This window comes from Actinomadura sp. 1N219 (assembly GCF_044326405.1).
Classification (GTDB): domain Bacteria; phylum Actinomycetota; class Actinomycetes; order Streptosporangiales; family Streptosporangiaceae; genus Spirillospora.
The window spans coordinates 33,056-59,960 of the sequence record NZ_JBIRAY010000018.1 but is presented as its reverse complement, the minus strand read 5'-3'; the positions used below and the strand labels follow the sequence as shown (position 1 = coordinate 59,960).

At 71.2% G+C, this 26,905-nt stretch carries 27 protein-coding genes; 12 read left to right on the top strand and 15 right to left on the bottom strand.

Features of this window, described 5'->3' with window-relative positions:
* Positions 1 to 13 precede the first annotated feature (13 nt).
* The 3 genes from ACH35V_RS37070 to ACH35V_RS37060 all read left to right on the top strand — a co-directional run bounded on the left by ACH35V_RS37070 (position 14) and on the right by ACH35V_RS37060 (position 1,740).
* Positions 14 to 532 carry a hypothetical protein gene (locus tag ACH35V_RS37070; protein ID WP_395979548.1) on the top strand — a complete coding sequence of 173 codons (519 nt, stop codon included), beginning with the start codon at positions 14 to 16 and terminating at the stop codon, positions 530 to 532.
* Between the two features lie 161 nt (positions 533 to 693).
* The gene (locus tag ACH35V_RS37065; protein ID WP_395979547.1) at positions 694 to 1,383 is read left to right on the top strand and encodes a hypothetical protein; all 690 of its coding nucleotides are present in this window, start codon (positions 694 to 696) and stop codon (positions 1,381 to 1,383) included.
* A gap of 141 nt (positions 1,384 to 1,524) precedes the next feature.
* Complete coding sequence (locus tag ACH35V_RS37060) at positions 1,525 to 1,740, top strand: hypothetical protein (RefSeq protein ID WP_395979546.1); 216 nt, start codon at positions 1,525 to 1,527, stop codon at positions 1,738 to 1,740.
* Positions 1,741 to 1,794: 54 nt separating this feature from the next.
* On the opposite strand, the gene ACH35V_RS37055 is transcribed toward ACH35V_RS37060, so the two are convergent.
* Both ACH35V_RS37055 and pip read right to left on the bottom strand, forming a co-directional pair.
* The gene (locus ACH35V_RS37055; protein WP_395979545.1) at positions 1,795 to 3,450 is read right to left on the bottom strand and encodes a chromosome segregation ATPase; all 1,656 of its coding nucleotides are present in this window, start codon (positions 3,448 to 3,450) and stop codon (positions 1,795 to 1,797) included.
* 157 nt (positions 3,451 to 3,607) lie between these two features.
* A complete protein-coding gene (pip, locus tag ACH35V_RS37050; RefSeq protein WP_395979544.1) occupies positions 3,608 to 4,567 on the bottom strand; it encodes a prolyl aminopeptidase in 960 nt (319 codons plus the stop codon).
* A gap of 64 nt (positions 4,568 to 4,631) precedes the next feature.
* Between pip and ACH35V_RS37045 the strand changes: the two genes are divergently transcribed.
* The gene (locus tag ACH35V_RS37045; RefSeq protein ID WP_395979543.1) at positions 4,632 to 4,853 is read left to right on the top strand and encodes a hypothetical protein; all 222 of its coding nucleotides are present in this window, start codon (positions 4,632 to 4,634) and stop codon (positions 4,851 to 4,853) included.
* A gap of 23 nt (positions 4,854 to 4,876) precedes the next feature.
* On the opposite strand, the gene hrpA is transcribed toward ACH35V_RS37045, so the two are convergent.
* On the bottom strand, positions 4,877 to 8,821 hold the full coding sequence (hrpA, locus tag ACH35V_RS37040; protein WP_395979542.1) for an ATP-dependent RNA helicase HrpA: 3,945 nt from the start codon (positions 8,819 to 8,821) through the stop codon (positions 4,877 to 4,879).
* A 231-nt stretch (positions 8,822 to 9,052) separates the two neighbouring features.
* Here hrpA and ACH35V_RS37035 point away from each other — a divergent pair, with 231 nt between their 5' ends.
* On the top strand, positions 9,053 to 10,477 hold the full coding sequence (locus tag ACH35V_RS37035; RefSeq protein WP_395979541.1) for a protein kinase: 1,425 nt from the start codon (positions 9,053 to 9,055) through the stop codon (positions 10,475 to 10,477).
* Here ACH35V_RS37035 and ACH35V_RS37030 read toward each other — a convergent pair.
* The 3 genes from ACH35V_RS37030 to ACH35V_RS37020 form a co-directional block, all read right to left on the bottom strand.
* Positions 10,462 to 10,659, bottom strand: a complete 198-nt coding sequence (locus tag ACH35V_RS37030) for a DUF397 domain-containing protein (RefSeq protein ID WP_395979540.1) — start codon at positions 10,657 to 10,659, stop codon at positions 10,462 to 10,464. The two genes, ACH35V_RS37035 and ACH35V_RS37030, sit on opposite strands and share 16 nt — an antisense overlap.
* On the bottom strand, positions 10,656 to 11,462 hold the full coding sequence (locus tag ACH35V_RS37025; protein WP_395979539.1) for a Scr1 family TA system antitoxin-like transcriptional regulator: 807 nt from the start codon (positions 11,460 to 11,462) through the stop codon (positions 10,656 to 10,658). Before ACH35V_RS37025 ends, ACH35V_RS37030 begins: the two co-directional genes overlap by 4 nt.
* 108 nt (positions 11,463 to 11,570) lie before the next feature.
* Positions 11,571 to 12,110 (bottom strand): hypothetical protein, encoded by a 540-nt coding sequence (locus tag ACH35V_RS37020; RefSeq protein ID WP_395979538.1) that lies wholly within the window; start codon positions 12,108 to 12,110, stop codon positions 11,571 to 11,573.
* A 254-nt stretch (positions 12,111 to 12,364) separates the two neighbouring features.
* Between ACH35V_RS37020 and ACH35V_RS37015 the strand changes: the two genes are divergently transcribed.
* The 3 genes from ACH35V_RS37015 to ACH35V_RS37005 all read left to right on the top strand — a co-directional run bounded on the left by ACH35V_RS37015 (position 12,365) and on the right by ACH35V_RS37005 (position 14,452).
* Positions 12,365 to 13,597, top strand: coding sequence for an FAD-binding oxidoreductase (locus ACH35V_RS37015; RefSeq protein ID WP_395979537.1), 1,233 nt, complete (start codon positions 12,365 to 12,367; stop codon positions 13,595 to 13,597).
* Positions 13,598 to 13,760: 163 nt separating this feature from the next.
* A complete protein-coding gene (locus tag ACH35V_RS37010) occupies positions 13,761 to 14,159 on the top strand; it encodes a type II toxin-antitoxin system Phd/YefM family antitoxin (protein WP_395979536.1) in 399 nt (132 codons plus the stop codon).
* Positions 14,156 to 14,452, top strand: a complete 297-nt coding sequence (locus ACH35V_RS37005) for a type II toxin-antitoxin system RelE/ParE family toxin (RefSeq protein ID WP_395979535.1) — start codon at positions 14,156 to 14,158, stop codon at positions 14,450 to 14,452. The genes ACH35V_RS37010 and ACH35V_RS37005 overlap by 4 nt, the downstream gene beginning before the upstream one ends.
* Before the next feature lie 2 nt (positions 14,453 to 14,454).
* Here the strand turns inward: ACH35V_RS37005 and ACH35V_RS37000 are convergent, their stop codons facing one another.
* On the bottom strand, positions 14,455 to 15,360 hold the full coding sequence (locus ACH35V_RS37000; protein ID WP_395979534.1) for an SDR family oxidoreductase: 906 nt from the start codon (positions 15,358 to 15,360) through the stop codon (positions 14,455 to 14,457).
* Complete coding sequence (locus tag ACH35V_RS36995) at positions 15,360 to 16,127, bottom strand: SDR family oxidoreductase (protein WP_395979533.1); 768 nt, start codon at positions 16,125 to 16,127, stop codon at positions 15,360 to 15,362. The genes ACH35V_RS37000 and ACH35V_RS36995 overlap by 1 nt, the downstream gene beginning before the upstream one ends.
* 64 nt (positions 16,128 to 16,191) lie before the next feature.
* Between ACH35V_RS36995 and ACH35V_RS36990 the strand changes: the two genes are divergently transcribed.
* Genes ACH35V_RS36990 through ACH35V_RS36975 form a run of 4 tightly spaced genes read left to right on the top strand, consistent with a single transcriptional unit; the run spans position 16,192 to position 19,590 of the window.
* The gene (locus ACH35V_RS36990) at positions 16,192 to 16,941 is read left to right on the top strand and encodes an enoyl-CoA hydratase family protein (RefSeq protein ID WP_395979532.1); all 750 of its coding nucleotides are present in this window, start codon (positions 16,192 to 16,194) and stop codon (positions 16,939 to 16,941) included.
* Positions 16,938 to 17,801: a CoA transferase subunit A gene (locus ACH35V_RS36985; RefSeq protein WP_395979531.1), complete on the top strand. Its 864-nt coding sequence runs from the start codon at positions 16,938 to 16,940 to the stop codon at positions 17,799 to 17,801. The genes ACH35V_RS36990 and ACH35V_RS36985 overlap by 4 nt, the downstream gene beginning before the upstream one ends.
* Positions 17,798 to 18,529: a CoA-transferase subunit beta gene (locus tag ACH35V_RS36980; protein WP_395979530.1), complete on the top strand. Its 732-nt coding sequence runs from the start codon at positions 17,798 to 17,800 to the stop codon at positions 18,527 to 18,529. The genes ACH35V_RS36985 and ACH35V_RS36980 overlap by 4 nt, the downstream gene beginning before the upstream one ends.
* The gene (locus ACH35V_RS36975) at positions 18,529 to 19,590 is read left to right on the top strand and encodes an NAD(P)H-dependent flavin oxidoreductase (protein ID WP_395979529.1); all 1,062 of its coding nucleotides are present in this window, start codon (positions 18,529 to 18,531) and stop codon (positions 19,588 to 19,590) included. Before ACH35V_RS36980 ends, ACH35V_RS36975 begins: the two co-directional genes overlap by 1 nt.
* Positions 19,591 to 19,635: 45 nt before the next feature.
* On the opposite strand, the gene ACH35V_RS36970 is transcribed toward ACH35V_RS36975, so the two are convergent.
* From ACH35V_RS36970 to ACH35V_RS36940, 7 genes are all read right to left on the bottom strand, one after another.
* Positions 19,636 to 20,646 carry an aldo/keto reductase gene (locus ACH35V_RS36970; protein ID WP_395979528.1) on the bottom strand — a complete coding sequence of 337 codons (1,011 nt, stop codon included), beginning with the start codon at positions 20,644 to 20,646 and terminating at the stop codon, positions 19,636 to 19,638.
* Between the two features lie 20 nt (positions 20,647 to 20,666).
* The gene (locus tag ACH35V_RS36965) at positions 20,667 to 21,452 is read right to left on the bottom strand and encodes a glucose 1-dehydrogenase (RefSeq protein ID WP_395979527.1); all 786 of its coding nucleotides are present in this window, start codon (positions 21,450 to 21,452) and stop codon (positions 20,667 to 20,669) included.
* Between the two features lie 89 nt (positions 21,453 to 21,541).
* Positions 21,542 to 22,396: a helix-turn-helix transcriptional regulator gene (locus ACH35V_RS36960; protein ID WP_395979526.1), complete on the bottom strand. Its 855-nt coding sequence runs from the start codon at positions 22,394 to 22,396 to the stop codon at positions 21,542 to 21,544.
* Positions 22,397 to 22,425: 29 nt separating this feature from the next.
* Positions 22,426 to 23,601: an acyl-CoA dehydrogenase family protein gene (locus ACH35V_RS36955; protein WP_395979525.1), complete on the bottom strand. Its 1,176-nt coding sequence runs from the start codon at positions 23,599 to 23,601 to the stop codon at positions 22,426 to 22,428.
* Positions 23,602 to 23,603: 2 nt separating this feature from the next.
* Positions 23,604 to 24,425 carry an enoyl-CoA hydratase/isomerase family protein gene (locus ACH35V_RS36950; protein ID WP_395979524.1) on the bottom strand — a complete coding sequence of 274 codons (822 nt, stop codon included), beginning with the start codon at positions 24,423 to 24,425 and terminating at the stop codon, positions 23,604 to 23,606.
* Between the two features lie 20 nt (positions 24,426 to 24,445).
* On the bottom strand, positions 24,446 to 25,981 hold the full coding sequence (glpK, locus tag ACH35V_RS36945; protein ID WP_395979523.1) for a glycerol kinase GlpK: 1,536 nt from the start codon (positions 25,979 to 25,981) through the stop codon (positions 24,446 to 24,448).
* A gap of 36 nt (positions 25,982 to 26,017) precedes the next feature.
* The gene (locus tag ACH35V_RS36940) at positions 26,018 to 26,785 is read right to left on the bottom strand and encodes an IclR family transcriptional regulator (RefSeq protein ID WP_131964632.1); all 768 of its coding nucleotides are present in this window, start codon (positions 26,783 to 26,785) and stop codon (positions 26,018 to 26,020) included.
* Between the last annotated feature and the right edge of the window lie 120 nt (positions 26,786 to 26,905).

The window sequence follows — 26,905 nt, the reverse complement described above, 5'->3', positions numbered from 1 at the left end:
CAGGGGGAGGGACATGGAGGAGGACATCGGCTTCATGTGCGCCCGTTGCGGCGGCGAGGTGCACGACGTCACCCACAACCGCGAAGGGTCGCTCGACGGGGTCGGCTACCGCCACAACCGGCGCGTGGAGCCCTGGGACCACGAGCTGGAGCTGGCCGTCGGCGAACCCGCCCAGCACGACCAGGCCTGCGACTTCTGCGGCGCGCCCGGGCCGAGCTGGCTCTACTACCCCACGCTCGACCCCGAGGACACCGACATGTTCGAGGTCGAGCTCGACACCACGCACCTGTCGGACGACGACACCGCCGTCGCCGTCCTGAACATGCTCTACCCGTGGTACGGGTGCGACACGTGCTCCGTCCTCGTCGCCGACCGCAACATCGACGTCCTCATCGACCGCGCCCTCGACCGCACCCCCGTCCCCGCGGACGGCCCCGTCGACGAGGAGACCGTCCGCGCCCGCCTCCAGGGCTCCCTCTCCGTCTTCTTCACCACCCGCCCAGGCCGCCCCCAACCGTCCCGAGCTGTGTAAGCCCAGGGGGACGACCCCCTGGAACCCCCGTCACGGGCGACGAACCGTCCCGTCCGGGTGGGTGACCTGCGTGGGCGCGGGTCGGGATGAACGGTGTCGGTGGTCCGGATTATGATCGATGCCGTTTTGGGGTGTGGTGGCGAACACGGGGGAACCGACAGATGATCATCGATGGACGTTTTCGCGGGCCGGACGAGTCGGGGAACGGCGGGTACGTGGCGGGGCGGCTCGCCGGGCGGGTGCCGGTCGACACGGTGACGGTGACGCTGCGGCGGCCGCCGCCGCTCGACACCGAGCTGACCGTCACGAAGGAGAACGAGCGCGGGCACAGCATGCGGCTCTGGGACGGGGACGTCCTCGTCGCCGAGGCGCTCGCCGGGGCGATCGTGGTGCCGCCCATCGCGCCCGTCCCGTTCGAGGAGGCGCTCGGCGGGGCGGAGAAGTACCGGGCGGCGGAGCACCATCCGTTCCCGCGCTGCTTCGTCTGCGGGCCGGACCAGGAGCCGGAGGTCGGGCTCGGGCTCGAACCGGGCCCCGTGGCCGACGGCACGGTCGCGACGCCCTGGGTGCCGGAGCGGGTGCCCGAGCGGGAGCTGGTGTGGGCGGCGCTGGACTGCCCCGGCGGATGGTCGTTCGCCGTCGGGGGCCGTCCGGCCGTGCTCGGCACGATGACCGGGCAGGTCATGGACGTCCCGGACGCCGGCGAGCGGTGCGTCGTGGTGGGGTTCGCGCGCAGCAGCGAGGGCCGCAAGCTGCACGCGGCGACGGCGCTGTACGGGGCGGACGGGCGGCTGCTGGGCCGCGCCGAGCAGATCTGGATCGAGATCGACCCCGAGCGGTTCGGGCAGTGAACGGCCTTCGCGGCCGATGATCCGTCGGCCGTGAACCATGTGCGGTTCCGCCTGAAATCTTGAAATGTGTCGCCGGACATGGCCAGCCGGCCCGCCCCGGGTGTTCAATCTGGACTGCCGCGACAACGGAGGCGGGTCCTGATGAGCGGAGACGCTTTGCTCTTGGTCGGGGTCGCCGCCCTGGCCATCTACACGGGCGTCCACTGGGAACGCGCCCGCCGCGCCGTGACGGACCTGCGGAACGGCCGCAGGCGGGTCAGCGGCCTGCGGCAGGCGGTGGCACGGGAGCGCGGCCACGTGGCGATCATCACCATCGTGGTGGTGCTGACGCTCTATGTGGTGACGAGGTACGGCTGAGCCCGGCGGCGGCGCCGGGCCCGTGCCGTCTGAAAGGTCGCTGCCGCCGGTGCGTCAGGGGCCGGTGAAGAGCGGGTCCTCCCGGTCGGCGCCGTTCACCGGCCGGCCGCGGTTCGGCGGGCCGGGCGGGTTGGCGCCGTGCGGCGGGCGGTTCCCGATGCCGGGTCCGTGCGGGCCGTCCGGAACGGGCGCGCCGAGCGGCGCCGGGGCGGCATGCTGCGGCTGCTGCGGGGGCGGTCCGGCCGGGGCCGGGCCGCCGATCGGGGGCGGGCCGGGCGGCATGCCGGCGGGCGGCGGCGGTCCGGCGTGGCCCGCGGGCGGCGCCGGCGTGCCGCCGCCGAGCATCCGGCCGCCAGGCGGGACGTTGGACGACAGCGTGTTGTGGGTGAACTGGTCGATCTGGCGGCGAGCGCGGTCGGCCTCGGCGCGGGCGGCGTCGCGCTCCTCGGCGAGGGCGGTGAGCGCGGCCTGCTGCTCGGCGACCGACTGCGACAGCTGCCGCAGCTGGACGGCCTGATCGTTGATCTTGGCGGTGAGGTCCTCGCGCTCGGCCGTCACGGCCTGGGCGTGGGCCTGCGCGGCGTCGCGGTCCTTGACGGCGTCGTCGGCGCGGGCGATCGCGCGGACGGTCTCCGCCTCCGCCTCGGACTGCGCCCGCATCGCGGCGGTGCGCTCGGCCTCGGCCTTGCTGGCGGTCTGCATGGCGCGCTGCCGCTGCGCCTCGGTGTCGCGCATGGCGTTGCGCAGGTCCTCGGCGCCCTGCTTGGCGACGGCGGCCTCGACGCGCTGCGCCTCGACGGCGCCCTCCGCCTCGGCGAGCTTGGAGTGCAGTCCGACGAGCTCGGCGCGGGTGCTCTCCAGCGCGGCGAGCAGCTCGGTCTCGCGGGCGGCGACGCGGTCGCGCTCGCTCTCGGCGGCCAGCTTCGCGGTCGTCGACTGCTGCGCGACCTGGTGCGCCTCCTCCCACGCCTGCTGCGCGGCGTCGCGCTTGGCGGTCGCGACCTTGGCCTCCTCGCGGAAGCGGGCGGCGTCCTGCTCCGCGGACTCGGCGCGCTGCCGGGCGGACGACGCCTCGTGCCACGCCTCCTCGGCCTTGCGCTGGGACGCGTCGCGCTCGCTCTGCGCGATGGCGAGCTCGCGGGCGGCCTCGGCCCGCACCTCGGCGACGCGCCGCTCCACCCCGGCGACGCTCAGCTCGGACGTCAGCGAGTCGGCGAGCACGTCGGCGGCCTTCTCCAGCCGCTCGACCATCTCCCATGCCGCGGCGACCTGCCCGGTCAGGCCCGGCGCGTCCCGGCCGCGGTCGCGGCGGTCGCGGGCCTCGCGGGCGCAGGCGCCCTCGTTGTCCTGGCAGTAGCGGACCGCGCGGACGGCCCCCATGGGCTGCGCGACGGGACGTCCGCAATTGGCGCACGGCCACACGGTGACCGGGTCGCCCATCCGGGCGACGGCCGTCTCCGTGGATCCGCCGGAGCCGGTGCCGGCGACCCTGACGTCGCCCTCGTCGGCGGGGCCGGTGTCGTTGAATCCGGCACTGCCGGGGCTCGATCCGGCGCCGCCGGGGCTCGGGCCGCCTGCGCCGGGGCCATGCGTCGAACCGGCGCCGGGGGATCCGGCACCGCCGTCCCCCGCGCCTTCGGAGACCGCGCCCTGGGGAGCCGCGGCCGTCCCCTCGGGGCCGCTATTGTCGCGCTCTTCGCTGTTAGGCATGGAATGAACCATACGCACTGATCCGGGTTGCTGCAGTGACTTGGGAGGGACATGTGGGCATGCACATGTCGTGTCGGACACGACACCAATGGTCACGGCGGAAGAGGGGATCTCGGAAACGCCCGCCGCGTAAGGGATCCGGTGATGCGGGCGGGGCTCAGCGTCCGGCGAAGCGGTCGGTGGCCTCGATCAGAAGGTCCCGGACGCCGGGCTCGGACCCGCCGTGGCCCGCGTCCTCCACGATGTGGAAGTCCGCCTCGGGCCAGGCCCGGTGCAGGTCCCACGCCTGGTCGGGCGGGGTCTTCATGTCGTAGCGGCCGTTCACGATCACGGCCGGGACGTGCCGGACGCGGTCCACTCCGGCGAGGAGTCCGCCGTCCGGGAGGAAGCCGCCGCTCGCGATGTAGTGGTGCGTGATGCGGGCGAACGCCATCACGTCGGCGTCGTCCAGCGCGGGCGGCGGGACGGGCAGGAGCGTGTTCGCGGTGAGCTCCCAGCCGATCCACGCCTTCGCCGCCGGGAGGTGGACGGACGGGTCCGGGTCGCCGATGCGGCGGCCGTAGGCGGCGAGCAGATCGTGCTGCTCGGCGGGCGGGATCGCGTCCCGGAACGCCGCCCACTCGGCCGGGAAGAGGTGCGCCGCGCCCGTCGGCGTGAACGCCCACGCCTCATCGGCCGGACGGACGAGATACACGCCGCGCAGCACCATCTCCGATACGCGCTCCGGGTGAGTCTGCGCGTAGGCGAGGGCGAGGGTGCTCCCCCAGCTTCCGCCGAACACGAGCCAGCGGTCGACGGACAGGTGCTCGCGCAGCCGTTCGATGTCGTCCACCAGATGCGGTGTCTTGTTGCGCTCCAGCGACACGGCGGGGTCGCCGGCGTGCGGGAGGCTCCGTCCGCAGCCCCGCTGGTCGAACAGCACGACCCGGTAGGCGGACGGGTCGAAGAACCGCCGGTGGTCGGGCAGGATCCCGCCGCCGGGCCCGCCGTGCAGGAACACCGCGGGCTTGCCGTCCGGGTTCCCGCAGGTCTCCCAGTAGATCCGGTTCCCGTCGCCGACGTCGAGCAGCCCGGAGTCGTACGGCTCCGCGGGCGGATAGAACTCTCGCAACCCCATGCGTCCAGTCATACCCGACGTTTGATCATGGTTCGCCCAGGTCGCCTCGCCTAGGATGCGCGGCGTGACGGAGCTGAAGTGCACGCTGTGCGGGAGCACGAACATGCAGGAGGGGTTCGTGGAGGACTCCGGCCAGGGGGCCCGCGGGTTCGCCCGCTGGGTGGCCGGTCCGCTGGAGCGGGGTGTGTTCGGCGCCGCGAAGCTTTTCGGCAGGCACAGGCAGCAGATCCACGCCTTCCGCTGCGGGAACTGCACGCACCTGGAGCTGTTCGCCTACGACGACTAGAGGGCGAGGCGGCGGCCAGGCAGTTAGAGCGCGGCCATCGCCTTGCGGATGCGCTTGTCGGAGACGGGGAAGCGCGTGCCGAGCTGCTGGGCGAAAAGGCTGACGCGGAATTCCTCCAGCATCCAGCGGATCTGGCGTGCGGGCTCGTCGTCGCGGCGGGACGAGTGCAGGCGGCGCAGGGCCTGCTCGTACTCCTGCGTCAGGACGTCGACCTGGTTCGCGAGCAGGCGGTCGCGCCCGGGGTTCTCGGGGAGCTTGTCGAGCCTGACCTGCAAGGCGCGCAGGTAGCGGGGCAGGTCGGGCAGCCGCGCCCATCCGGTGGCGGTGACGAAACCGGGGTGGATGAGCGCCGCGAGCCGTCCGCGGACGTCGGTCAGCGCCGGGACGAGCGTCAGGCTCGTGGTGCCGCGCACCCGCCGGTCGACTTCGTGGGCCTCGGCCAGGACGCGCTCGACGAGCGCGACGATCTGGGCGGTCGCGTCGTGCAGATCGGCGCGGACGCCGTCGTACAGGGCGCGGAAGCCGTCCTCGTCCCAGGCGGGGCCGCCCGCTTCGGCGATGAGCCGGTCGGCGGCGGCGGTGACGCAGTCGTCGAACAGCGCGGCGACGGAGCCGTGCGGGTTGTGGCTGAGCGCGAGCTTCCCCTGGTTGGTGAGGCGGCCCTGGACGAGCTTCACCGGCGACGGGGCGTTCAGCAGGATCAGCTGTCGCGTGCCGAGCCACATCGCGCGGGCCTGCTCGGCCTCCGTCTCGTACATGCGGACGGAGACGCTGTCGCCGTCGTCGGTGAGCGCCGGATACGCCTTGACGTCGTATCCGGCCTGGTTGCGCTCGTAGGTGCGGGGCAGTTCGCCGATCGTCCATTCGCGGAGGCCGGAGCGCTCGACGGTGGACGCCGCCTTGGACAGCGTCCCGCGCACCTTGCCCGCGAGGCGGCGTTTCAGCTCGTCCAGGTCGGTGCCCTCGCCGAGCGTGCGGCCCCCGGCGCCGCCCTTGTCGTCGACGACGCGGAACGTGATGCGCAGGTGTGCGGGCAGCCGGGACGGGTCCCACGCCTCGCGCGCGACCTGGACGCCCGTCATGTCGGTCAGCTCGCGTTCGAGGGCGTCAAGGAGCGGCTCGGTGCGGGGCGCGACGCGGTCGAGGACCTTGCGGGCGTAGTCGGGCGCCGGGACGAAATTGACCCGCAATTGCTTGGGCAGCGACCGGATCAGCTCGGTCACCAATTCCGTGCGCAGGCCCGGCACCTGCCATTCGAAGCCGTCCGGCCGGACCTGGTTGAGGATCTGCACCGGAACGTGGACGGTCACGCCGTCCGCGTCCGTGCCCGGCTCGAACTGGTAGGTGAGGCGGAGACGCAGCGCGCCCTGTTTCCACGCGTCCGGGTAATCGGACTCGCTGACGCCGCCAGCCGTCTCGTTGATGAGCATCGACTTCTCGAACCCGAGCAGGTCGGGTTCGGCGCGGGCGGCCTTTTTCCACCAGGAGTCGAAGTGCCGTCCGGACACGACGTCCTCGGGGATCCGCTCGTCGTAGAAGTCGAAGAGGGTCTCGTCGTCCACGAGGATGTCGCGGCGGCGGGCGCGGTGCTCCAGTTCCTCGACCTCGTCCAGCAAAGCGCGGTTGTCGTGGAAGAACCGGTGGTGGGTTTCCCAGTCGCCTTCGACGAGGGCGTGCCGGATGAACAGCTCGCGGGACAGTTCCGGGTCGACGCGGCCGTAGTTGACGCGGCGGTCGGCGACGATCGGCACCCCGAAGAGGGTGACCTTCTCGTGCGCCATGACGGCGGCCTGTTTCTTCGACCAGTGCGGCTCGCTGTAGTTGCGCTTGACGAGGTGCTCGGCGAGCGGCTCGATCCAGTCGGGTTCGATTTTGGCGTTGACGCGCCCCCACAGCCGGGACGTCTCGACCAGCTCCGCCGACATCACCCAGCGCGGCGGCTTCTTGAAAAGCGACGATCCCGGAAACACGGCGAACTTCGCGCCACGCGCCCCGAGATACTCCTGGCCGCGGCGCTGCCTGTCCTTCTTCTCCGCGTCCGCGAGGCCGATGTGCGACAGCAGGCCCGCGAGCAACGACATGTGGACGCGGTCAGGCGCGGCGTCAGCGGTGTTGAGCGTCACGCCGAGCGACTTGGCGACCTGCTTGAGCTGCCCGTGCAGGTCCTGCCATTCCCGGACGCGCAGGAAATGCAGGAACTCGCTCTTGCACATCCGCCGGAACGCGCTCCCCGACAACTCCTTCTGCTGCTCGCGCAGGTAATTCCACAGATTCACGTAGGCCAGGAAGTCGGACGTGGGGTCGGCGAACCGGCGGTGCTTGTCGTCGGCGGCCTGCTGCTGCTCGGCGGGCCGCTCGCGCGGGTCCTGGATCGACAGCGCCGCCGTGATGATCAGCACCTCGCGGACGCAGCCGTTCTTGTCGGCCTCCAGGATCATCCGCCCGAGCCGCGGGTCGACGGGAAGCTGGGCGAGGCGGCGGCCGAGCGGGGTGAGCCGCTTGCGCGGGTCGTTCTGGGACGGGTCGATGGCACCCAGCTCGTGCAGCAGATCGACCCCGGCCTTGACGTTGCGCCGGTCCGGCGGCTCCACGAACGGGAACGCCGCGATGTCGCCGAGCCCCAGCGACGTCATCTGCAGAATGACGGACGCGAGATTCGTCCGCAGGATCTCCGGGTCGGTGAATTCGGGACGCGACTCGAAATCGTCCTCGGAATACAACCGGACGCACACGCCCTCCGACACACGGCCGCAACGTCCCTTGCGCTGGTTCGCCGAAGCCTGCGACACGGGCTCGATCGGCAACCGCTGCACCTTTAGCCGGTGGCTGTACCGAGAAATACGCGCGGTGCCCGGGTCGACGACGTATTTGATCCCTGGGACGGTCAGCGACGTCTCCGCGACGTTCGTCGCCAGCACGATTCGACGTCCCCGATGCGCCTGGAACACGCGATGCTGCTCGGCGGAAGAAAGCCGCGCGTACAGCGGCAGGACGTCCGTTGCCTCCCGCCGCCGTGTGAAGTGCTTGGTCAGAGCGTCGGCCGTATCGCGGATCTCCCGTTCACCGCTGAGGAACACCAGGACGTCCCCGGGCGCCTCACGGCCCAGCTCGTCCACGGCGTCCAGAATCGCCTGGATCTGGTCGCGATCAGGGTCGGCGGCCGGATCGTCGGGGTCGACGACGGGCCGGTACCGCACCTCGACCGGATACGTCCGCCCCGACACCTCCACGATCGGCGCGTCGTCGAAATGCTCGGAGAACCGCTCGGGGTCGATCGTCGCCGACGTGATGATCACCTTGAGGTCGGGGCGGCGCGGCAGGATCTCCTTGACGTAGCCGAGCAGGAAGTCGATGTTCAGGCTGCGCTCGTGCGCCTCGTCGATGATCAGCGTGTCGTACTGGCGGAGCAGCCGGTCGGTCTGGATCTCGGCGAGCAGGATGCCGTCCGTCATCAGCTTGACGAGCGTGCCGTCACTCGACCGGTCGGTGAAACGCACCTTGTACCCGACGGCCTCGCCGAGTTCGGTGCCGAGCTCCTCGGCGATGCGGTCGGCGACCGTCCGGGCCGCGAGCCGCCGCGGCTGGGTGTGCCCGATCGAGCCGAGCACGCCCCGGCCCAGCTCAAGGCAGATCTTCGGGATCTGCGTGGTCTTCCCCGACCCCGTCTCCCCCGCGACGATCACGACCTGGTGGTCGCGGACCGCGGCGAGGATGTCGTCCTTCTTCTGCGCGACCGGGAGCTGCGCCGGATAGGTGATCGCGGGCACGGCGAGCCGCCGCCGCTCGACCCGCCGCTCCGCGGCGTCGACATCGGCGGTGATCTCCTCGGCGGCCTTCGCGCGGCGCCCGGCGTCCCGCATCTTCTGGACGCCGTCGATCCGGCGGCGCAGCCGGTGCTGGTCGCGCAGCATCAGCCGCGGCAGCCGCGCAAGCACGTCGGCGAGCGGCGATCTCACACTCGTCCTCATATCCATCGACAAAGATAGGGGTCAGGCCCTGTCCGCCCGGCGGGCCCCGCGCCCTCGCAAACCTACGAACCGTAGCCGGAGCGCCCCACAGAAAGCGATCCGTTTTCCGGGCAACCTTTTAGAACGTCCCCGTCCAAGACGACATTCCGGCCCTACCGCATACGCGACGCGTTCGGCCGTTCACGGCAAGACACTGCACGCGCCGACGCCGATCGTTCATCATTGGGAGGCGTGGACTACCCGACAGCCGCCGGCCGCTACCGGATCGACCGCCTCCTCGGATCGGGCGGGTTCGCCTCCGTCTGGCTGGGGCACGACCCGGAGCTCGACTCCCCCGTCGCGATCAAGATCCTGGCGGAGCACTGGACGCTGCGCACCGACGTGCGGGAGCGGTTCGTCCAGGAGGCCCGGCTGCTGCGGCGCGCCGACTCGCACCGGGTCGTCCAGGTCTTCGACATCGGCGAGCTGCCCGACGGCCGCCCCTACTTCGTGATGACCTACGCCGACCGCGGCACCCTCTCCGAACGGCTCGCGGACGGCCCGCTCCCGCTGAACGAGGCCCTGCGCACCGCCCGGGAGATCATCCGGGGCGTCCAGGAGCTGCACGACCTGGGCGTGGTGCACCGCGACCTCAAGCCGTCCAACGTGCTGCTGCGGTCGTCGTCCGGCGGCGGCGAACGGCTCATGATCTCCGACCTGGGCATCGCCCGCACCGAGGACCGCCTGTCGAGCCTCACGCTCCCCGCCGGGTCGCCCGGCTACATGGCCCCCGAGCAGGCCCAGATCGACGGCGCCCCGGACCGCCGCTCGGACGTGTACGGCCTCGGCGCCCTCACCTACCACCTGCTGACCGGCGAGCCGCCCGCGAGCCCGGCCCGTCCGCCCAGCGAACTCCGCCCCGGCATCCCACCCGGCGTGGACGTGACCGTGCTGCGCGCACTCGAACCCGACCGGGAACAACGCTGGACGTCGGCAACAGAGTTCGGAAACGCGCTCGGCGAGGCCACCAGCGAGATCGACACCGACCCGCTCCCCGAGCCCCCACCCGCCAAGCCCGCCCGCCGCCGCCCCCGGCGGCGCACCACGCTGATCGCCGGTGCCGGAGCGGCCATATCCGCCATCGCGGCCGCCGGAGCGTTCTGGGCCCTCGCCGGAGGCGGGGACGACGGCTCCGCATCGGACGGAAAGGACGGCCGGTGGCTGCGCGCCGAGTCCGACGTCCCCGCGCGGTACCGCGACCTGATCGTCAAGGCGGGCACGTGGTGCGAGATGCCCGGCCTGAGCCCGGCCCTGATCGCGGCGATGCTCAAGACGGAGAGCGGCTTCAACCCGACCCTGTCCGACCCGGCCAAGGACGAATACGGCATCGCACGCTGGACGCCCAGCGTTCTGGTGGCCTGGCAGCCGGGCGGCCTCAACAACCCCGAGCCGAGGCCCGAGCAGATCACCCCGGAAATGTCGATCCCGGCGATGGGCCGCTTCCTCTGCTACTGGGGCAAGGACTTGAAGAACGTCCCGGGCGACCCGGCCCTGAACCTCGCCGCGACCTACCGCAGCTCGTCCAAGACGGTCGTCAAGGAGGGCGGCGTCCCCACCAGATTCAAGCCGTACACAGACAAGGTCAGCCGCTACCTACAGGACTACCGCCCCCGCTGACCCGCCTTGATCTGGCTGATGAACTCCGCGAACTGCGCCCGTCCCAAGACCAACCTCGGCCCGCCCGGATCCTTGGAGTCACGCACGCCGACAGCCGGAGCAAGGTCGGCCAGCTCGACACAATCGCTTTCACCGACACTGCCGCTGTAGGTGGACTTGCGCCACTGGAGGGTCCTGTTCACATGCTCTCCATGATGGTCCGGATGAGCTCCCCGCTCGCATCGGCGGGAAGGGCATCTCCAAGAATGCGATCGAACCACATCGAGAGCAAGTTCACCTGTTCAGGCGGTTCGACCACGTGCCCGCCAATGGCGGTTTCCACGTAGCCAAGGTCCGCGTCCACGTCGTAGGTGAGCAGCCTGAACATTCCCAGCGGGAAAACCCGCCCGCCCGTGGGGACCACGTGAATCCCCACGCACGGCAGCTCGGAGATCTCAAGCAGCCGGGCGAGCTGCTCCTGCATGACCTGCGATCCGCCGACCGTCTCACGAAGTACCGACTCGCGGATGACCGCGACGATCTGCGGCGGGTGGTCACGGGCGAGGATCTCCTGGCGGCTCATTCGCATGGCCACGTACTCGTCCACCTTGTGAGGCGGCTCGTAGGAGCTGAGGAGTTCGCGAGCGTATGCCACGGTCTGGAACACCCCGTAGATGTGCAGCGGGTCATAGGAGCGGATGGAGCGGGCCAATGCCTCCTGCGCCTTGTAGAGCCGGAACGGCGACCATGTGGCCTCGCGGACGATATCGTGGTAGGCGTCCTCGAAGTAGGCCAGCTCGGTGAGGTCGAACAGCTCGTCAAGGAACTGGGCCGTGGCAAGTCGCGGCGGCAACTGCCGGGTCTCGATGGCGGAGATGGTCTCGCGGGAGACGTAGCAGGCCGCGGCGACATCCTTCGCGGACATGCCGCGGTCGACGCGCAGCTTTCGGAGCCGATAGGAGAACTTCGCAGCCGCGGATTCGTGTGGATTCTCGGGTACGGGCATGAACACAGAACGTAGCGACGTCTCCAAGCTCCCGCTGCCAGAAGAAAGCTGAAAGTAACCTCGCAGTCACGCTGGGCGGCGGTATTTCTGCGGATACCACCGCCGGGGCTAGGCGTCCTCGTCCTTCACCTCGAGGGCTTCTCGCGCCAGAGCGATGAACGTGACGTAGGACTCCCGGAAATCTCGGTAGGCGGCGTCGTACGCGTCCCGCCCGTCCGGGCTGTCATCACCGATGAGCGCCTTGAGGAGCGACTGCACCTGCCGCGCCAAATTCCGCGTGTGATCCGCCGCATCGGAGACCTCGGCAGGACCGTCCAGCCGGACTTCATGGATTGCTCTGTTCATGTCCGCGATGGCCGGGCCGATGCGCTCGTACATCTGCGACAGGAGCCGGTCCTTGCTCTCACGGTCGTGCGTCGCGTCGACCTCATCGATCTGCCACGTGACCGCGTTGAATGCGTGTACGCAGCTCATCATTTCCCGATAGGACGACCGGCGCCTCTCGTGCTGCTGGCGAAGGGCCTCCGCGCGTGTGGTCGTCCGGGCCTGGGTCAGCGCTGCGCGCAAGGTCGCTCGCGAGGTGATGTAACTGGCTCCGAGTGCGGTCAGCGCGGTGAGGACGCCAACCCACAGTCCGCTGTTCGCCATGATCGAAAAGTCTGTCAGCCAGGCTGCGCCGACACAGCCCGAATGGGCGAGTGCGGTGCGACGGTCACGGAGGGGCTGTGACCTGCACGAACAGACGGCCATATTAAACTGAGCGTCATGGAGCGACTACGGATGGCGACGTGAATGCCGGCATTTCGGCCGCGGCCCGGGAACTGAGCGGCCGCTTGGGCCCGGACGCTGTGGCCACGTCCGGTCCGCTCTACGAGAGGACCCGCCGGACCTGGAACGGCGCTGTGACCAACCGTCCAGCCCTGGTCGTCCACGCCCGCGGGACGGCGGACGTTCAGGACGCCGTGCGCGCCGCCCGCGACCATGACCTGCCACTGTCCGTCCGCGGCGGAGGACACGACTGGCTCGGACGCGGCGTCCGCGACGGTGCGCTGGTCATCGACCTGGCCGGAATGCGCCGGGTCGAGGTGGACGCACGAGCCGGGGTCGCCACGGTCGCCGGGGGCGCCACGGCGACCGACCTCGTCGGAGCGGCATCGCCGCACGGCCTGAGCGCCGTGACCGGCACGGTAGGCGGCGTCGGTGTGGCCGGCCTGACGCTCGGCGGCGGGTACGGCCTCCTGAACGGCCGCTTCGGCCTGGCGCTGGACAACCTCCTGGCTGCCGACGTCGTCCTGGCGGACGGACGAGCGGTGACCGCGGACGCCACCCACGAGGCCGAACTCTTCTGGGCCATCCGTGGCGGCGGCGGCAATTTCGGCGTCGTGACGTCCATGCGCCATCGCCTGTACCGCGTCGACCCGATCCTCGCGGGCATGATCTTCTACCCGCTGCCGCAGGCCGCCACCGTCCTCGACCGGCTGAACGAGATCCTCTCCACCGCGCCGGACGAACTGACCATGGCGGTCGCGATGCTGACCGACCCCGGCGGCGCGCCCGGCGTGGCGCTGATCCCGGCATGGAGCGGTGACCCGGCATCGGGAGGGGCGCACATCGACCGGCTGCAGCGCCTCGGCAGCCCGGCGTTCGCCAAGGTGGGGCCCACGACCTGCGTTGACATGCTGCGCGCCAACGACGAACAGGGCGAGACGATCGGACACCACGTCGCGTCCCGCACACGATCGCTGCCGCACTTCACGCCGGGCACCGTCTCCGCCCTGGTCGAGGCCGCCGCCACTTTCACGTCGCCTCTGTCGCGCGTGCTCTGCGGCCAGTTCCACGGCGCCGCGGCCCGGGTCCCCGTGGAGAGCACGGCCTTCGGCCTCCGCCGGGAGCACATCATGGCCACGATCATCGGCTGGTGGCCGCCCGGCGACGCCGAGCCGCACCAGACCTGGGCGGACACCGTCTCCGAGGCCCTCGCAGGAGACGCCTTGCCCGGCGGCTACCCCAACGGCCTGGGCCCGGCCGACACCGAGCAGATAGCCCACGCCTACGGCCCGAACGCCGCCAGACTCCGAGCCGCCAAAACCCACTACGACCCGTCCAACACCTTCACCGCCACCCCGCTCCCTTGACAACGCCAGGCGGCCACGACCGCTGACGCGCCAGGTTCATTGAACCGACGCGGAGACCACCCGGTCCTTGCGGATCATGGCGCAGGTCGGCGAACGACCGGCGCGCCTCCTCCACATGCCAGCCAGGCACCAGATCACCGCCGGGTTGGCTATAATTCTGTACATGACCACGCTTCCTGTGGCGGAGGCCAGGCAGCAGTTCTCCAGCCTGGTCGAAGAGGCCGTCAAGACGCACCAACGCATCCATGTCACCCGCAACGGCAGGCCCGCCGTCGTCATGATCGCTGACGACGACTTTGAAGCGATCATGGAGACGATCGAGGTCCTGTCCGACCCGACACTCATGCGCGGCGTGATCGAGTCCGAGCACGACGCCGAAGCCGGACGCCACATCACGGGCGACGAGATGAGCGTGATCATGGCCGCTCGCGCCGACGGGATCGATCTCGGAGACGAGACCGATGTGATCTCCGATATGCACGCGGCCGGGGTCCCCGACGAGGTGTGCATGGCCGCGCTGAAGGCGATCATCGCGCGCCACCGCCAAGAGGTCGCCGAATGACAGGGCCTTCCCAAGAGGTGAGCCCAGCGCGCTACCGGGTCGTGCTGCGTCCGGCGGCCGCCCGGGCGCTTCAGCGGATGCCGGAGAAGATCGCCGCCGCCTGCTGGGAATTCATCAACGGTCCCCTCGCCGACAACCCGCACCGGGTCGGCAAGCCCCTCGTCGAACCCCTCGCTCCGCAGTACAGCGCCCGGCGCGGCGAGTACCGCGTTCTGTATCTCATCGAAGATGAGACCGTCGTCATCGCCGTCACCATGATCACGCATCGCGCCGATGCGTATCGGCGGCGGTGATCTTAGGCGCCGTAGACGGGCTCGGGGGTGGGGGCCTTTGCTAGCAGGGCTGTTACCGCTTCGCCTATTTCGGACGGGTTCCAGCGGGCGCCCTTGTCGGTGGACGGGCCGTGGCGGAAGGCGTCCATTACGCAGAGCTTTCCGGCTTCGGCCTCGAAGATGCGGCCGGTGATGTTTCGTGATTCCGCGGAGCCTAGCCAGACGACGAGGGGCGAGACGTTTTCGGGGGCCATCGCATCGAATTCGCCTTCGGTAGGGGCCGCCATTGTTTGTGCGAAGACGTCTTCGGTCATGCGGGTGCGGGCAGCGGGGGCTATCGCGTTGACCGTCACTCCGTATCGGGCTAGTTCGGCGGACGCCACCAGTGTCAGGCCCACGATTCCGGCTTTGGCGGCGGAGTAATTGCCCTGGCCTACGCTGCCGAGCAAGCCCGCGCCTGAGGATGTGTTGATTATGCGGGCGTCCACCGGGCGGCCTGCCTTGGTTTCGGTGCGCCAGTGTCTGCCTGCGTGTTTGAGCGGCAGGAAGTGGCCCTTGAGGTGGACGCGCATGACGGCGTCCCACTCGTCCTCGTCGAGGTTGATCAGCATGCGGTCGCGGAGGAAACCGGCGTTGTTGACGAGGGTGTCCAGGCGTCCGAATGTTTCGAGCGCGATGGTGATCAGGGATGCGGCCCCTGTGTCGGTGGCTATGTCGTCGGTGTGGGCGACTGCCTCGCCGCCTAGGGATTGGATTTCCTGGACGACGTCGTGCGCCGGGCCGGAGGAGGCGTCGCCTGTGCCGTCTCGGGCGATGCCCAGGTCGTTGACGATGACGCGGGCGCCCTGGCGCGCGAATTCGAGGGCGTGCGCGCGGCCTAGGCCGCGTCCGGCTCCGGTGATGGCGACGACCCGGTCCTTGCAGATCATCACTGCTCCTTGTTCACGGTGGCGGCGTCCAGGAAGGCGGGGCGCTCTCCTCCGCCGTGCAGCAGCATCGTCGAGCCGGTGACGTAGGAGGCCAGGTCGGACGCCAGGAACACGCAGGCCGCGCCGACCTCGTAGGGATCGGCGAGGCGGCCGAGGGGGACGGTGTCCGCGACGGCCTGGACGCCCGCCTCGTCCCCGTAGTGCAGGTGCGCCAGCTCGGTGCGGACCATGCCGAGGGTCAGCGCGTTGACCCGGATGTCCGGGGCCCATTCGACGGCTAGCGACTGGGTGAGGTTGTGCAGGCCGGCCTTGGCGGCGCCATAGGCGGCGGTGCCGGGCGAGGGGCGCACTCCGCTCACGCTGGAGATGTTGATGACCGAGCCGCCGCCGTTTTCGAGCATGCGCGGGTGGAGGGCTCGCGCCATGATCAGCGCTGCGGTCAGGTTCAGCTCGATGATCTTGATGTGGGTGCGGACGGGGCCGTCGGCGATCGGCAGGAACGGGGCGCCGCCCGCGTTGTTGACCAGGACGTCGACGCGGTCGAGGCCGTTCGCGAAGGCTTCGGCGGCGTCGGGGTCGCGGGCGTCCAGGGACACGAACCTGGCGGTCCGGCCGCCTGCTTCGGGGAGCGTCTCGGGCTCGCGGCGGGCGACCGCGACGACGTCGGCGCCCGCGTCCAGGAGGGCGCGGCTGATGCCCGCGCCGACCCCGCGGACGCCCCCGGTGACCACGGCGGTCTTGCCGCTCAGGTCGAGCGTGAGTGACATTCCGTCTCCTCTGGGAGGCTCTGCTACCTTCTGTTCTAACAAATGTTTGGTGGAAAGGTAGCGCATGGGAGTCTCCACGACGACCCTGGACGGGGTCGCCGAGATCGTCGTAGCCGCGCCGCCGGTCAACGCGCTCACCGTCGCGGGCTGGTACGAGCTGGCCGACGCGGTGCTCGCGGCGGGCCGCGATCCGGGGGTCGGCGCGGTCGTCCTCCGGGCGGAGGGACGGGGCTTCAACGCGGGCGTCGACATCAAGGAGATGCAGAGCACGGACGGCCATGCCGCGCTCGTCGGCGCCAACCGTGGCTGTTACGCGGCCTTCGCGGCTGTGTACGACTGCGAGGTTCCGGTCGTGGCGGCCGTCCACGGGTTCTGTCTTGGGGGCGGCGTCGGGCTCGCGGGCAACGCCGACATCGTGATCGCTTCACAGGACGCCTATTTCGGGCTGCCCGAGGTGGATCGCGGTGCGCTCGGTGCTGCCACGCATCTGGCGCGGCTCGTCCCGCAGCATCTGATGCGCGCGATGGTCTATACGTGCCGCAACGTCACGGCCGATGAGTTGCACCATTACGGGTCGGTGTTGGAGGTCGTCTCGGCGGACGAATTGCGCGGCAAGGCTATGGAGGTCGCCGCGTCCATCGCCGCCAAGGACCGGTATGTGATCCGGCGCGCCAAAGAGTCGCTGAACGGGATCGATCCTGTCGACGTCAAGCGGAGCTATCGGTACGAGCAGGGGTTCACGTTCGAGCTCAACCTCGTCGGCGCCGGAGATGAGCATCGTGACGCGTTCGTCGCCAAGGGGGCCGCGGAATGACGGGCAAGGTGATGTCGGCCGAGGAGGTCGCCGGGTCGCTGGAGGGCGGCATGACGGTCGGGATCGGCGGCTGGGGGTCGCGGCGCAAGCCGATGGCGCTCGTCCGGGCGATCCTCCGCTCCCCCGTCACCGACCTGACCGTCGTGACCTACGGGGGGCCGGACGTCGGGCTATTGTGCGCGGCGGGCAAGATCCGGCGGCTCGTCACCGCGTTCGTCACCATGGACTCGATTCCGCTGGAGCCGCATTTCCGGCGGGCGCGGGAATCGGGGGCCATCGAGCTGACCGAATACGACGAGGGCATGTTCATGTTCGGGCTTTACGCGGCGGCGCACCGGCTGCCGTTCCTGCCCACCCCGGTCGGGCTCGGCTCGGACGTGATGAAGGTCAATCCCGAGCTGAAGACCGTTGTTTCGCCGTATGAGGACGGGCGCGAGCTGGTCGCCGTCCCGGCTCTGAGGATGGACGTGGCGCTCGTGCATATGAATCGCGCCGACGCCCGCGGCAACGCTCAATATCTCGGCCCTGACCCCTATATGGACGACCTGTTCGCCAAAGCGGCTGATCGTACTTATGTGTCGTGTGAACGGGTCGTCGATACCGCTGATTTCGCCAAGGAAGGGCCCGTGCAGTCGCTGCTGATCAGCCGGGCGCAGGTCGCGGGTGTCGTGGAGACGCCGAACGGCGCGCATTTCACCGACTGCGCGCCCGACTTCGGACGGGACGAGGCGTTCCAGAAGCTCTATGCCCAGTCGGCCGCCGATCCGGAGAAGTGGGCGGCGTTCCGGGAGCGGTTCCTGTCCGGTGACGAGGCCGCCTATCAGGACGCCGTCCGCGTCTGGCGGGAGGAGAACCGGTGAGCGACGTGACGAGGGCGGAAGTGTGCGCGGCGGCGTGCGCCGATCTGTTCCGCGGCGACGGGGAGATCGTCGCGGCGGCGGTGGCCGGGTTCGTGCCGATGCTCGGGTCGCGGCTGGCGCGGGCGACGTTCGCGCCCGATCTGCTGACCACGGACGGGGGTCCGTCGCTGAGCGCCGAGCCCGTTCCGTTGGGGTCGTCCGCGACGGTGGTCGAGGGGTGGCTGCCGTTTCGGGACCATTTGTGGCTCGTCCTGAATGGGCGGCGGCACGTGGTGATGGGGCCGAGCCAGATCGACGCGCACGGCAACACCAACATCTCGTGCATCGGGGATTGGGAACGTCCGTCGCGGCAGTTGCTCGGGGTGCGCGGAGGGCCGGGCAATACGTTGCTGAACCCGACGAGCTACTGGGTGCCCAGGCACTCGACGCGGGTGTTCACCGCGAAGGTCGACATGGTGAGCGGCGTCGGCTGGGACCGGGGCGCGCACGAGATCCGCGCCGTGGTGACCAACCTCGCCGTGCTCGACTTCGACACCCCTGACAAGCGGATGCGGCTGCGCTCGGTGCATCCCGGCGTGCGTGTCGAGGACGTGGTGGCGGCCACGGGGTTCGCGCTGGTCGTCCCGGAGCGGGTGCCGGAGACGCGGCCGCCGGACGGGGAGGAGTTGCGGATCATGCGCGACGTCCTCGATCCGAAGGGGTTGCGGGAGCGGGAGGTCCCGTCCTGATGGAGCAGGTCCTCGACACTCCGCTGACGCGGCTGACGGGTGTGCGGCATCCGGTCGTCCAGACGGGCATGGGGTGGGTGGCGGGGCCGCGGCTCGTCACCGCCGTCGCGAACGCCGGGGGCCTCGGGATCCTGGCGTCGGCGACGATGTCCCTCGATCAGCTCGCGGACGCGATCCACGAGGTGAAGGACCGGACGGACGCGCCGTTCGGCGTCAACCTCCGGGCCGACGCCGGGGACGCGGGCGACCGGATCGACCTGCTCATCAAGGAGGGCATCAAGGTCGCCTCGTTCGCGCTCGCGCCCAAGAAGGAGCTGATCTCCAAGCTGAAGGACGCGGGCGTCGTCGTGATCCCGTCCGTGGGAGCGCGGAGGCACGCGGAGAAGGTCGCGGGCTGGGGCGCGGACGCCGTGCTCGTGCAGGGCGGCGAGGGCGGCGGGCACACCGGCGCCGTCGCGACGACGCTGCTGCTCCCCCAGGTCGTGGACGCGGTCGACATCCCCGTGATCGCGGCCGGCGGCTTCTTCGACGGACGCGGCCTCGCCGCCGCGCTGGCGTACGGGGCGGCGGGCGTCGCGATGGGGACCCGGTTCCTGCTGACGTCCGACAGCTCCGTCCCGGACGCGGTCAAGCAGGTCTACCTGGAGACCGGCGAGACCGTGGTGACCCGGCAGGTCGACGGCATACCGCACCGGGTGCTGCGCAGCGGGCTGGTCGACGCGCTGGAGGGGTCCGGACGGGTCGGCGGCCTGGTCCGGGCGCTGCGCAACGGGGCCCGGTTCAAGAAGCTGTCCGGCATGTCGTGGCGCGAGATGATCGCCGACGGGAAGGCGATGAAGCACGGCAAGGACCTGTCGTGGTCGCAGGTCCTGATGGCCGCGAACACCCCGATGCTGCTGAAGGCGGCGATGGTGGACGGCCGTCCCGACCTGGGGGTGATGGCGTCCGGCCAGGTCGTCGGCGTCATCGAGGACCTGCCCGCCTGCGGCGAGCTGATCGACGGCATCGTCCGGCAGGCGGCGGAGGCGATCGCCGCCCAGCAGGCCCTGCTGGCGCGTTGACCCGCGGCGAGACCGCGCAGCAGAGCCTGGCCGGCCGTCCGAGCGTCAGTAGCGGCCGCCGACCGGTGCGGGGACGCCGTCCAGTTCGGCGAGGTCGGCGGGGGTGAGGTCCAGGTCGGCGGCGGCCGCGTTGTCGCGCAGGTAGCGGGGCTTCTTGGTGCCGGGGATCGGGAGGACGTGGTCGCCCTGCGCGAGCGTCCAGGCGATGGCGACCTGCGCCGGGGTCGCGCCGTGCCGCTCGGCGACCGCCTTGACGACGTCCACGATGCGCAGGTTGGCCTTCAGCGCCTCCTCCTGGAAGCGCGGGTTGCGGCCGCGGAAGTCGTTGGTCTCGAAGTCGGCGCTGGTGACCGTCCCGGTGAGGAAGCCGCGGCCGAGCGGCGAGTACGGCACGAACGCGGCGCCGTTGGCGGCGCACCAGGAGACCACGTCGCCCGGCCCGTCCGCGGTGGGCGGGGTGTCGCCCGGGACGGCGCCCGCGAGGCCGCCGGGCGCCCCCATCGCGTCGCGGGTCCAGAGCGACAGTTCCGACTGGACGGCCGCGACCGGGTGGATCGCGTGCGCCTCCGCGGCCTGCGCCACGCTGACCTCCGACAGTCCCAGCCTGCGGACCTTCCCGGCGGCGACCAGCTCGGCCATCGCGCCCCACGTTTCGGCGAGCGGCACGGCCGGGTCGACCCGGTGCAGGTAGTACAGGTCGATCACGTCGGTGCCGAGGCGGCGGAGGCTGTCGTCGGCGGACGCCTTGACGTGCTCGGGCGTGCCACGCCTGGCGATGCCCATGCGGTCCACGTCCGTGACGACCAGGCCGGTTTTGGTGGCGACGACCGCCTCGTCGCGGCGGCCGGCGAGCGCGCGGCCGACGAGCGTCTCGTTGTGGCCGTCGCCGTAGGGCTGCGCGGTGTCCAGGAACGTGACGCCGATGTCCAGCGCCTCGCGGATCAGCGCGATCGACACGTCGTCGTCGCGCTCGGACGCGGCGTACGCCCAGCTCATCCCCATGCAGCCGAGGCCGACCGCGCCGACCGGCGTGCCCGCGAATTCGCGATTCCTCATGGTTTTCTTCCCCTTCGTTCTCAAGCCGTCGCGGTGGTCAGGCGGGAGGGTCCGGCGACGGCGGCCACCAGGCCGCCGTCCACGATCAGGTCCTGGCCGTTGACGTAGGCCGCGTCCGCCGAGGCGAGGAACGCGACCACCCCCGCCACCTCCTCCGGCGTGCCGATCCGGCCGGACGCCACCTGCGCGCGGATCGCGTCCGCCTCGTCCTCGGGGACGGCGCCACGGTACATCGGCGTGTCGATGTAGCCCGGGCTGACCGAATTGACCCGGACGCCCCGCGGCCCCAGCTCCGCCGCCAGTGTCCGGGTCAGGCTCTGCACGGCCGCCTTCGTCGCCGAGTACACCGAGCCGATCGGCAGGCCGCGGTGCATCGTCCACGACGCGTTGATCACGATGGCGGCGTCGGCGGCGAGCAGCGGCAGCGCCTTCTGGACGGTGAAGAACACGCCTTTGAAGTTGACGTCCACGGCGTTGTCGAAGTCGGCCTCGGTCGTCTCCGCGGCCGGGCCGAACACGGCGATGCCCGCGTTGGCGAACACGACGTCGAGGCGGCCGTGGCGTTCCCGGACGGTTTCCATGAGAGCGTCCAGGTCGGGCAGGCTGGCGGCGTCGGCTCGTACTGGCAGGACGCGGTCTCCGGCGTCCAGCTCCTTGGCGGCGGCGTCGAGGCGGGCCTGGTCGCGGCCGGTGATGACGACGGACGCGCCCTCGTCCAGCAGCCGTCGCGCGGCGGCGAGGCCCATCCCGCTCGTCCCTCCGGTGATCAATGCGGTCTTGCCTGCGAATCGTGCGTCAGGTGTCATGCCGTTGATCGTGCCGGGCTCGGAGGACGGGCGGCAGAGTCCGTTTATCGTGGGTGTGGCACCACCAGGCTCGCCGGGCCCCGGGCGGGTCAGCCGGCGGCGGCCAGGCCCCGGCGGGCCGTCAGGCGTTCGAGGCGCTCCAGCGTTCCGGTCCCCGGACGCGGGTTGTACAGGACGAGGTCCTGCCCCGGACGGTCGGCCAGCGGCAGCACCGTCGACTCGAAGATCATCTCACCGGCGTCCGGATGCCGGATCGCCTTCACCGCCTGCGTCGCGGCGCTGACCTCGTGCCGGTCCCACAGTTCCGCGAACTCGTCGCTGACGGAAAGGAGGTCCCCGGCGATCCGGGCGAACTCGGGGTCGTCGGGGTAGCGGGCGGCGTCGGCGCGGAACCGTCCGACGACGTCGGGCGCGACGGCGGCCCAGTGCATGTGCAGGTCCCGGTACCGGACGCTGGTGAAGAACGTGATCAGGCAGTTGTGGTCGGTGCCGCCGTAGCCGAACACGTCGCGGGCGGAGTCGTTGAACGCGATGAGGTTCCAGTGGCGGTCGCGGATGTAGGCGGGGCGGGGCGACCAGGCGTCCAGGAGCCGCCGCAGCTCCGGGGTGAGCGGCGCGACGGGACCCGCCCCGGCCCGGGGCGGGTTCAGGCCGGCGAGGAGGTAGAGGTGCTCGCGTTCGGCGCCGTCCAGGCGGAGGGCGCGGGCGATCGCGTCCAGGACGTCCCCGGACACCCTGATGTCGCGGCCCTGCTCCAGCCACGTGTACCAGGACACCCCGACGCCCGCGAGGACGGCGACCTCCTCGCGGCGCAGGCCCGGCGTGCGGCGCCTGCCGCCGTCCGGCAGCCCGACGTCGGCGGGCGTGAGCCGGGCGCGGCGCGTCCGCAGGAAGTCGCGGAGCTCGTCGTGGCGGCGGCCGGAGGCGGGTGTGGGGCTGGACATATCGCCCACGATATCCGCCGCCCGCACGGTCAGCCCTCCAGGAGGCGGCGGCCGATGATCATCTTCTGGATGTCGGCGGTGCCCTCGCCGATCAGCAGCATCGGCGCCTCCCGGTAGAGGCGCTCGATCTCGTACTCCCTGGAGTAGGCGTAGCCGCCGTGGATGCGGAACGCGTCCTCCACGACCTCCTTGCAGTACTCGCTGGCCAGGTACTTCGCCATTCCCGACTCCAGGTCGTTGCGCTCGCCCGAGTCCTTGCGCCGCGCCGCCATCACCATCATCTGGTGCGCGGCCTCGACCTTGGTGGCCATCTCCGCCAGGCGGAACAGGACGGCCTGGTGCTCGGCGATCGGCTTGCCGAACGTCTCGCGCTGCCGCGCGTAGGCGAGGGCCAGCTCGTAGGCGCGCATCGCCACGCCGCAGCCGCGCGCCGCGACGTTGACGCGGCCGACTTCGACGCCGTCCATCATCTGGTAGAAGCCGCGTCCGGGCGTCCCGCCGAGGATCCGCGCGGACGGGATCCGGTAGCCGTCGAAGATCAGCTCGGTGGTGTCGACGCCCCGGTACCCCATCTTGTCGATCTTGCCGGGGACGGTCAGGCCGGGCGCGACCTCGCCGAACCCGGGCGTCTTGTCGACCAGGAACGTCGTCATGCCGCGGTGCCCGGCGGCGGGGTCGGTCTTGACGAGGGTCGCGACGAGGTTGGCGGACGCGCCGTTCGTCAGCCACATCTTCTGGCCGTCGACGACGTGGTGGCCGTCGCCGTCCGGGACGGCGCGCGTCGTGATCGCCGAGACGTCCGAGCCGCAGCCGGGCTCCGACATCGAGAACGCGCCCCTGATCTCCCCGGTCGCCATCCTCGGCAGGTAGTGCGCCTGCTGCTCGGCGGTGCCGTGCTGGGCGATCATCCAGGCGACGATGAAGTGGGTGTTGACGATGCCGGACACGCTCATCCAGCCGCGCGCCAGCTCCTCGACCGCGAGCGCGTACGTCAGCAGCGACTCCCCGAGCCCGCCGTGCTCCTCGGCGATCGTCAGGCCGAAGAGCCCGAGCTTCTTCATGCCGTCCACGATGGCCTGCGGGTACTCGTCGGCGTGCTCCAGTTCGGTCGCGACGGGGAGGATCTCCCTGTCGACGAACGCGCGCACGGTCGCGATGATCTCCCGCTGCTCGTCCGTCAGCCCGTGGGTCTGCTGCAGTCTCATCGTCAGCGGCCCTCGAAGCGGGGCGGGCGGCGTTCGGCGAACGCGGCGCGGCCCTCGGCGAAGTCGGCGGTGCCGAACAGCGCGGCCTGCGCCTCGGCCTCGGACTCCAGCAGCCGCGCCAGGTCGCCGTCCGTCCGCGCGAGCAGGCGCTTGGCGGCGGCGACCGAGAGCGGGGCGAGGGCGGCGGCCTCGGCGGCGAGGTCCAGCGCGGCGTCCAGGGCCTTGCCGGACGGGACGAGCGAGTCGGCCAGGCCGATCTCGTAGGCGCGGGAGGCGGGGACCGTCCGGCCGAAGACGAGCATCTCCTTGGCGCGGCCCGTCCCGACGCGCTGGGGCAGCGACCAGAGCAGGCCGCCGTCCGGGACGACCCCGACCTTGCCGAACCCGGCGACGAACCGGGCGTCCTCCGCGGCGACCACGTGGTCGCAGACGGCGGCGAGCGAGACGCCGAGCCCGGCGGCGGCGCCCTCCACGGCCGCGATCACGGGCTTCGCGCAGGTCGCGATGGTCTGGACGGCCTCGTGCAGCGGCGCGAGCCTGGCCCTGACCTCGTCCGGCCGGGCGCCCTCCATCGACCGGACGTCGCCGCCCGCCGAGAACGTCCCGCCCGCGCCCGTGAGCACGATCGCCCGGACGGCGGGGTCGTCGGCGGCGCGCCGCAGCTCCGCCGCGAGCCGGTTCCGCGTCGGGACGTCGATCGCGTTGCGCGCCTCGGGACGGTTGAGCGTGATCACCCGTGCCGCACCGTGGTCGGCCACCGTGACCACGTCGTGGCCGGACGCCTCCGGCCCCTCCGACACCTCGGACGCCTCCGCGTCACCCATCGACCCCTCCTCAGAATTTTCTATACAATATCGGATTGCCCGGCCGGGTCGTCGCCGGTGCGGATCCAGTCGAAGGTGCGTTCCACGGCGCGCTTCCAGTTGTCGTACTCGGCGGCGCGCCGTCCGGGCTCCATCGCCGGGACCCACCGGGCCGCGCGGTGCCAGTTGCGCCGCAGCCCTTCGAGCCCCGCCCAGTAGCCGACCGCCAGCCCGGCGGCGTAGGCGGCCCCGAGCGACACCGTCTCCACCACCATGGGACGTTCCACCGGCACGTTCAGCATGTCGGCGACCATCTGCATGACCAGGTTGTCCGACGTCATGCCGCCGTCGGCCTTCAGCTCCTTCAGGCCGAGCCCGGAGTCGGCGTTCATCGCGTCCACGACCTCGCGGGTCTGCCAGGCGGTCGCCTCCAGCACGGCCCGCGCCAGGTGGCCCCGCGTGATGTAGGACGTGAGGCCGACGATGATCCCGCGCGCCTCGCTGCGCCAGTGCGGCGCGAACAGGCCGGAGAACGCCGGGACGATGTAGCAGCCGCCGTTGTCGTCGACCGAGCGGGCGAGGGTCTCGATCTCCGGGGCGGTGCTGATCAGGCCGAGGCCGTCCCGGAACCACTGGACGAGCGCGCCGGTGATCGCGATCGAGCCCTCCAGCGCGTACACGGCGGGCTCGTCGCCGATCTTGTAGCCGACGGTGGTGAGCAGCCCGTTGTCGGACTTGATCGGCGTGGTGCCGGTGTTCATCAGCAGGAACGCGCCCGTCCCGTAGGTGCACTTCGTCTCGCCCGGGGAGAAGCACGTCTGCCCGAACAGCGCGGCCTGCTGGTCGCCGAGCGCAGCGCCGATCCGGACGCCGGGGAACACGCGGCGGGCCGTCCCGTAGGTCTCGGTGGACGACCTGATCTCCGGCAGCATCGCGCGCGGCACGCCGAAGAAGTCGAGGAGCCCGTCGTCCCAGCTCAGGGTGTGCAGGTCCATCATCAGGGTGCGTCCGGCGTTGGTCACGTCGGTGACGTGGACGCCGTCGTCGACGCCGCCGCTGAGATTCCAGATCAACCAGCTCTCCATCGTGCCGAACAGGACCTCGCCGCGTTCGGCGCGCTCGCGGAGGCCGGGCGTGTGGTCGAGCAGCCAGCGGACGCGCGGCGCCGAGAAGTAGGTGGCGAGCGGCAGCCCGCTGCGCTCGGCGACCATCGCGGCGCCGGGGGCGCGGGACAGCTCGTCCACGAGCGCGCCGGTCCGCATGTCCTGCCAGACGATGGCGCGGCCGATCGGGACGCCGGTCAGCCGGTCCCACAGGACGGTCGTCTCACGCTGGTTCGCGATCCCGACGGCCGCGATCTGCGCCGTCGTGACGCCCGCCTGGGCGAGCGCCTCGGGAGCGATGCGTTCGAGGTTGCGCCAGATCTCCATCGGGTCGTGCTCGACCCAGCCGGGCTTCGGGAAATGCTGCCGGTGCTCACGCTGCGCGACCGACACCAGGCGCCCGGCGTGGTCGAACACGATGCAGCGCGTCGAGGTGGTGCCCTGGTCGATCGACATCACGAAGCGCTCGGTCACGACCGGCCCACTCCCCCGGAAGGCGCGGCCGCGGCGTCACCAGCGCGAGCCGCCGAGGTCCCGGGAGACCGCGCGGGCCGCGTCCCGCACGAACGCGACGAGCCTCGGCTCGGGGACGCGGCGCGCGTCGCAGACCCGCTCGACGGCGCCGGAGACGCCGATCGCCCCGACGACCAGCCCGCCGTACCCGCGGATCGGCGCGGCGACCCCGGCCTCGCCGATGGACAGCTCCTCGATCTCGGCCGCCCACCCGTTCTCCCGCACGCGCGTGGCGGCCCGTGCGAGCTGGCGCGGATCGGTGATGGTCCGGCGGCAGTACGACTCCAGGACGGTGTCGCGGATGGACGCGGCGGCGTTCGCGTCGTGCGCGAGCAGCGCCTTGCCGAGCGCGGTGGCGTGCAGCGGGAGCAGGGAGCCGACGTCCATGGCCTGGAGCGTGTCGTCGGGACGGAACACGTGGTGGACGACCAGGACCTTGCCGTCCAGGAGCGTCCCGATCCGGACGGCCTCGCCGCTGCGGGAGGCGAGGGCGTCGGCCCAGTTGATGGCGCGGGACCGCAGCTCGTTGACGTCCAGGTAGCTGGTGCCGAGGTGCAGCAGCGCGGCGCCGAGCTGGTACTTGCCGCTGCCGCCGTCCTGCTCGACGAACCCGACGCGCTCCAGCGTGCGCAGGATGCCGTGCGCGGTGCCGCGGGCGAGGCCCAGGGACGCGGCGATCTCGCCGACGCCGAGCCGTCCCGAACTCGCGGCGAGCAGGCGCAGGATCGCGGCGGCGCGCTCGATCGATTGCACAGGTCCGGGCACGAATCCGATGCTAGTTCCGCGACCAGGGTGCCGACAATGTCGGCACCCGCCGCCATGACCGCCCAACATGGCCTGAACTGCCCGGATTCTGGGATCTGGTGCACGTACTGGAGGGTAACT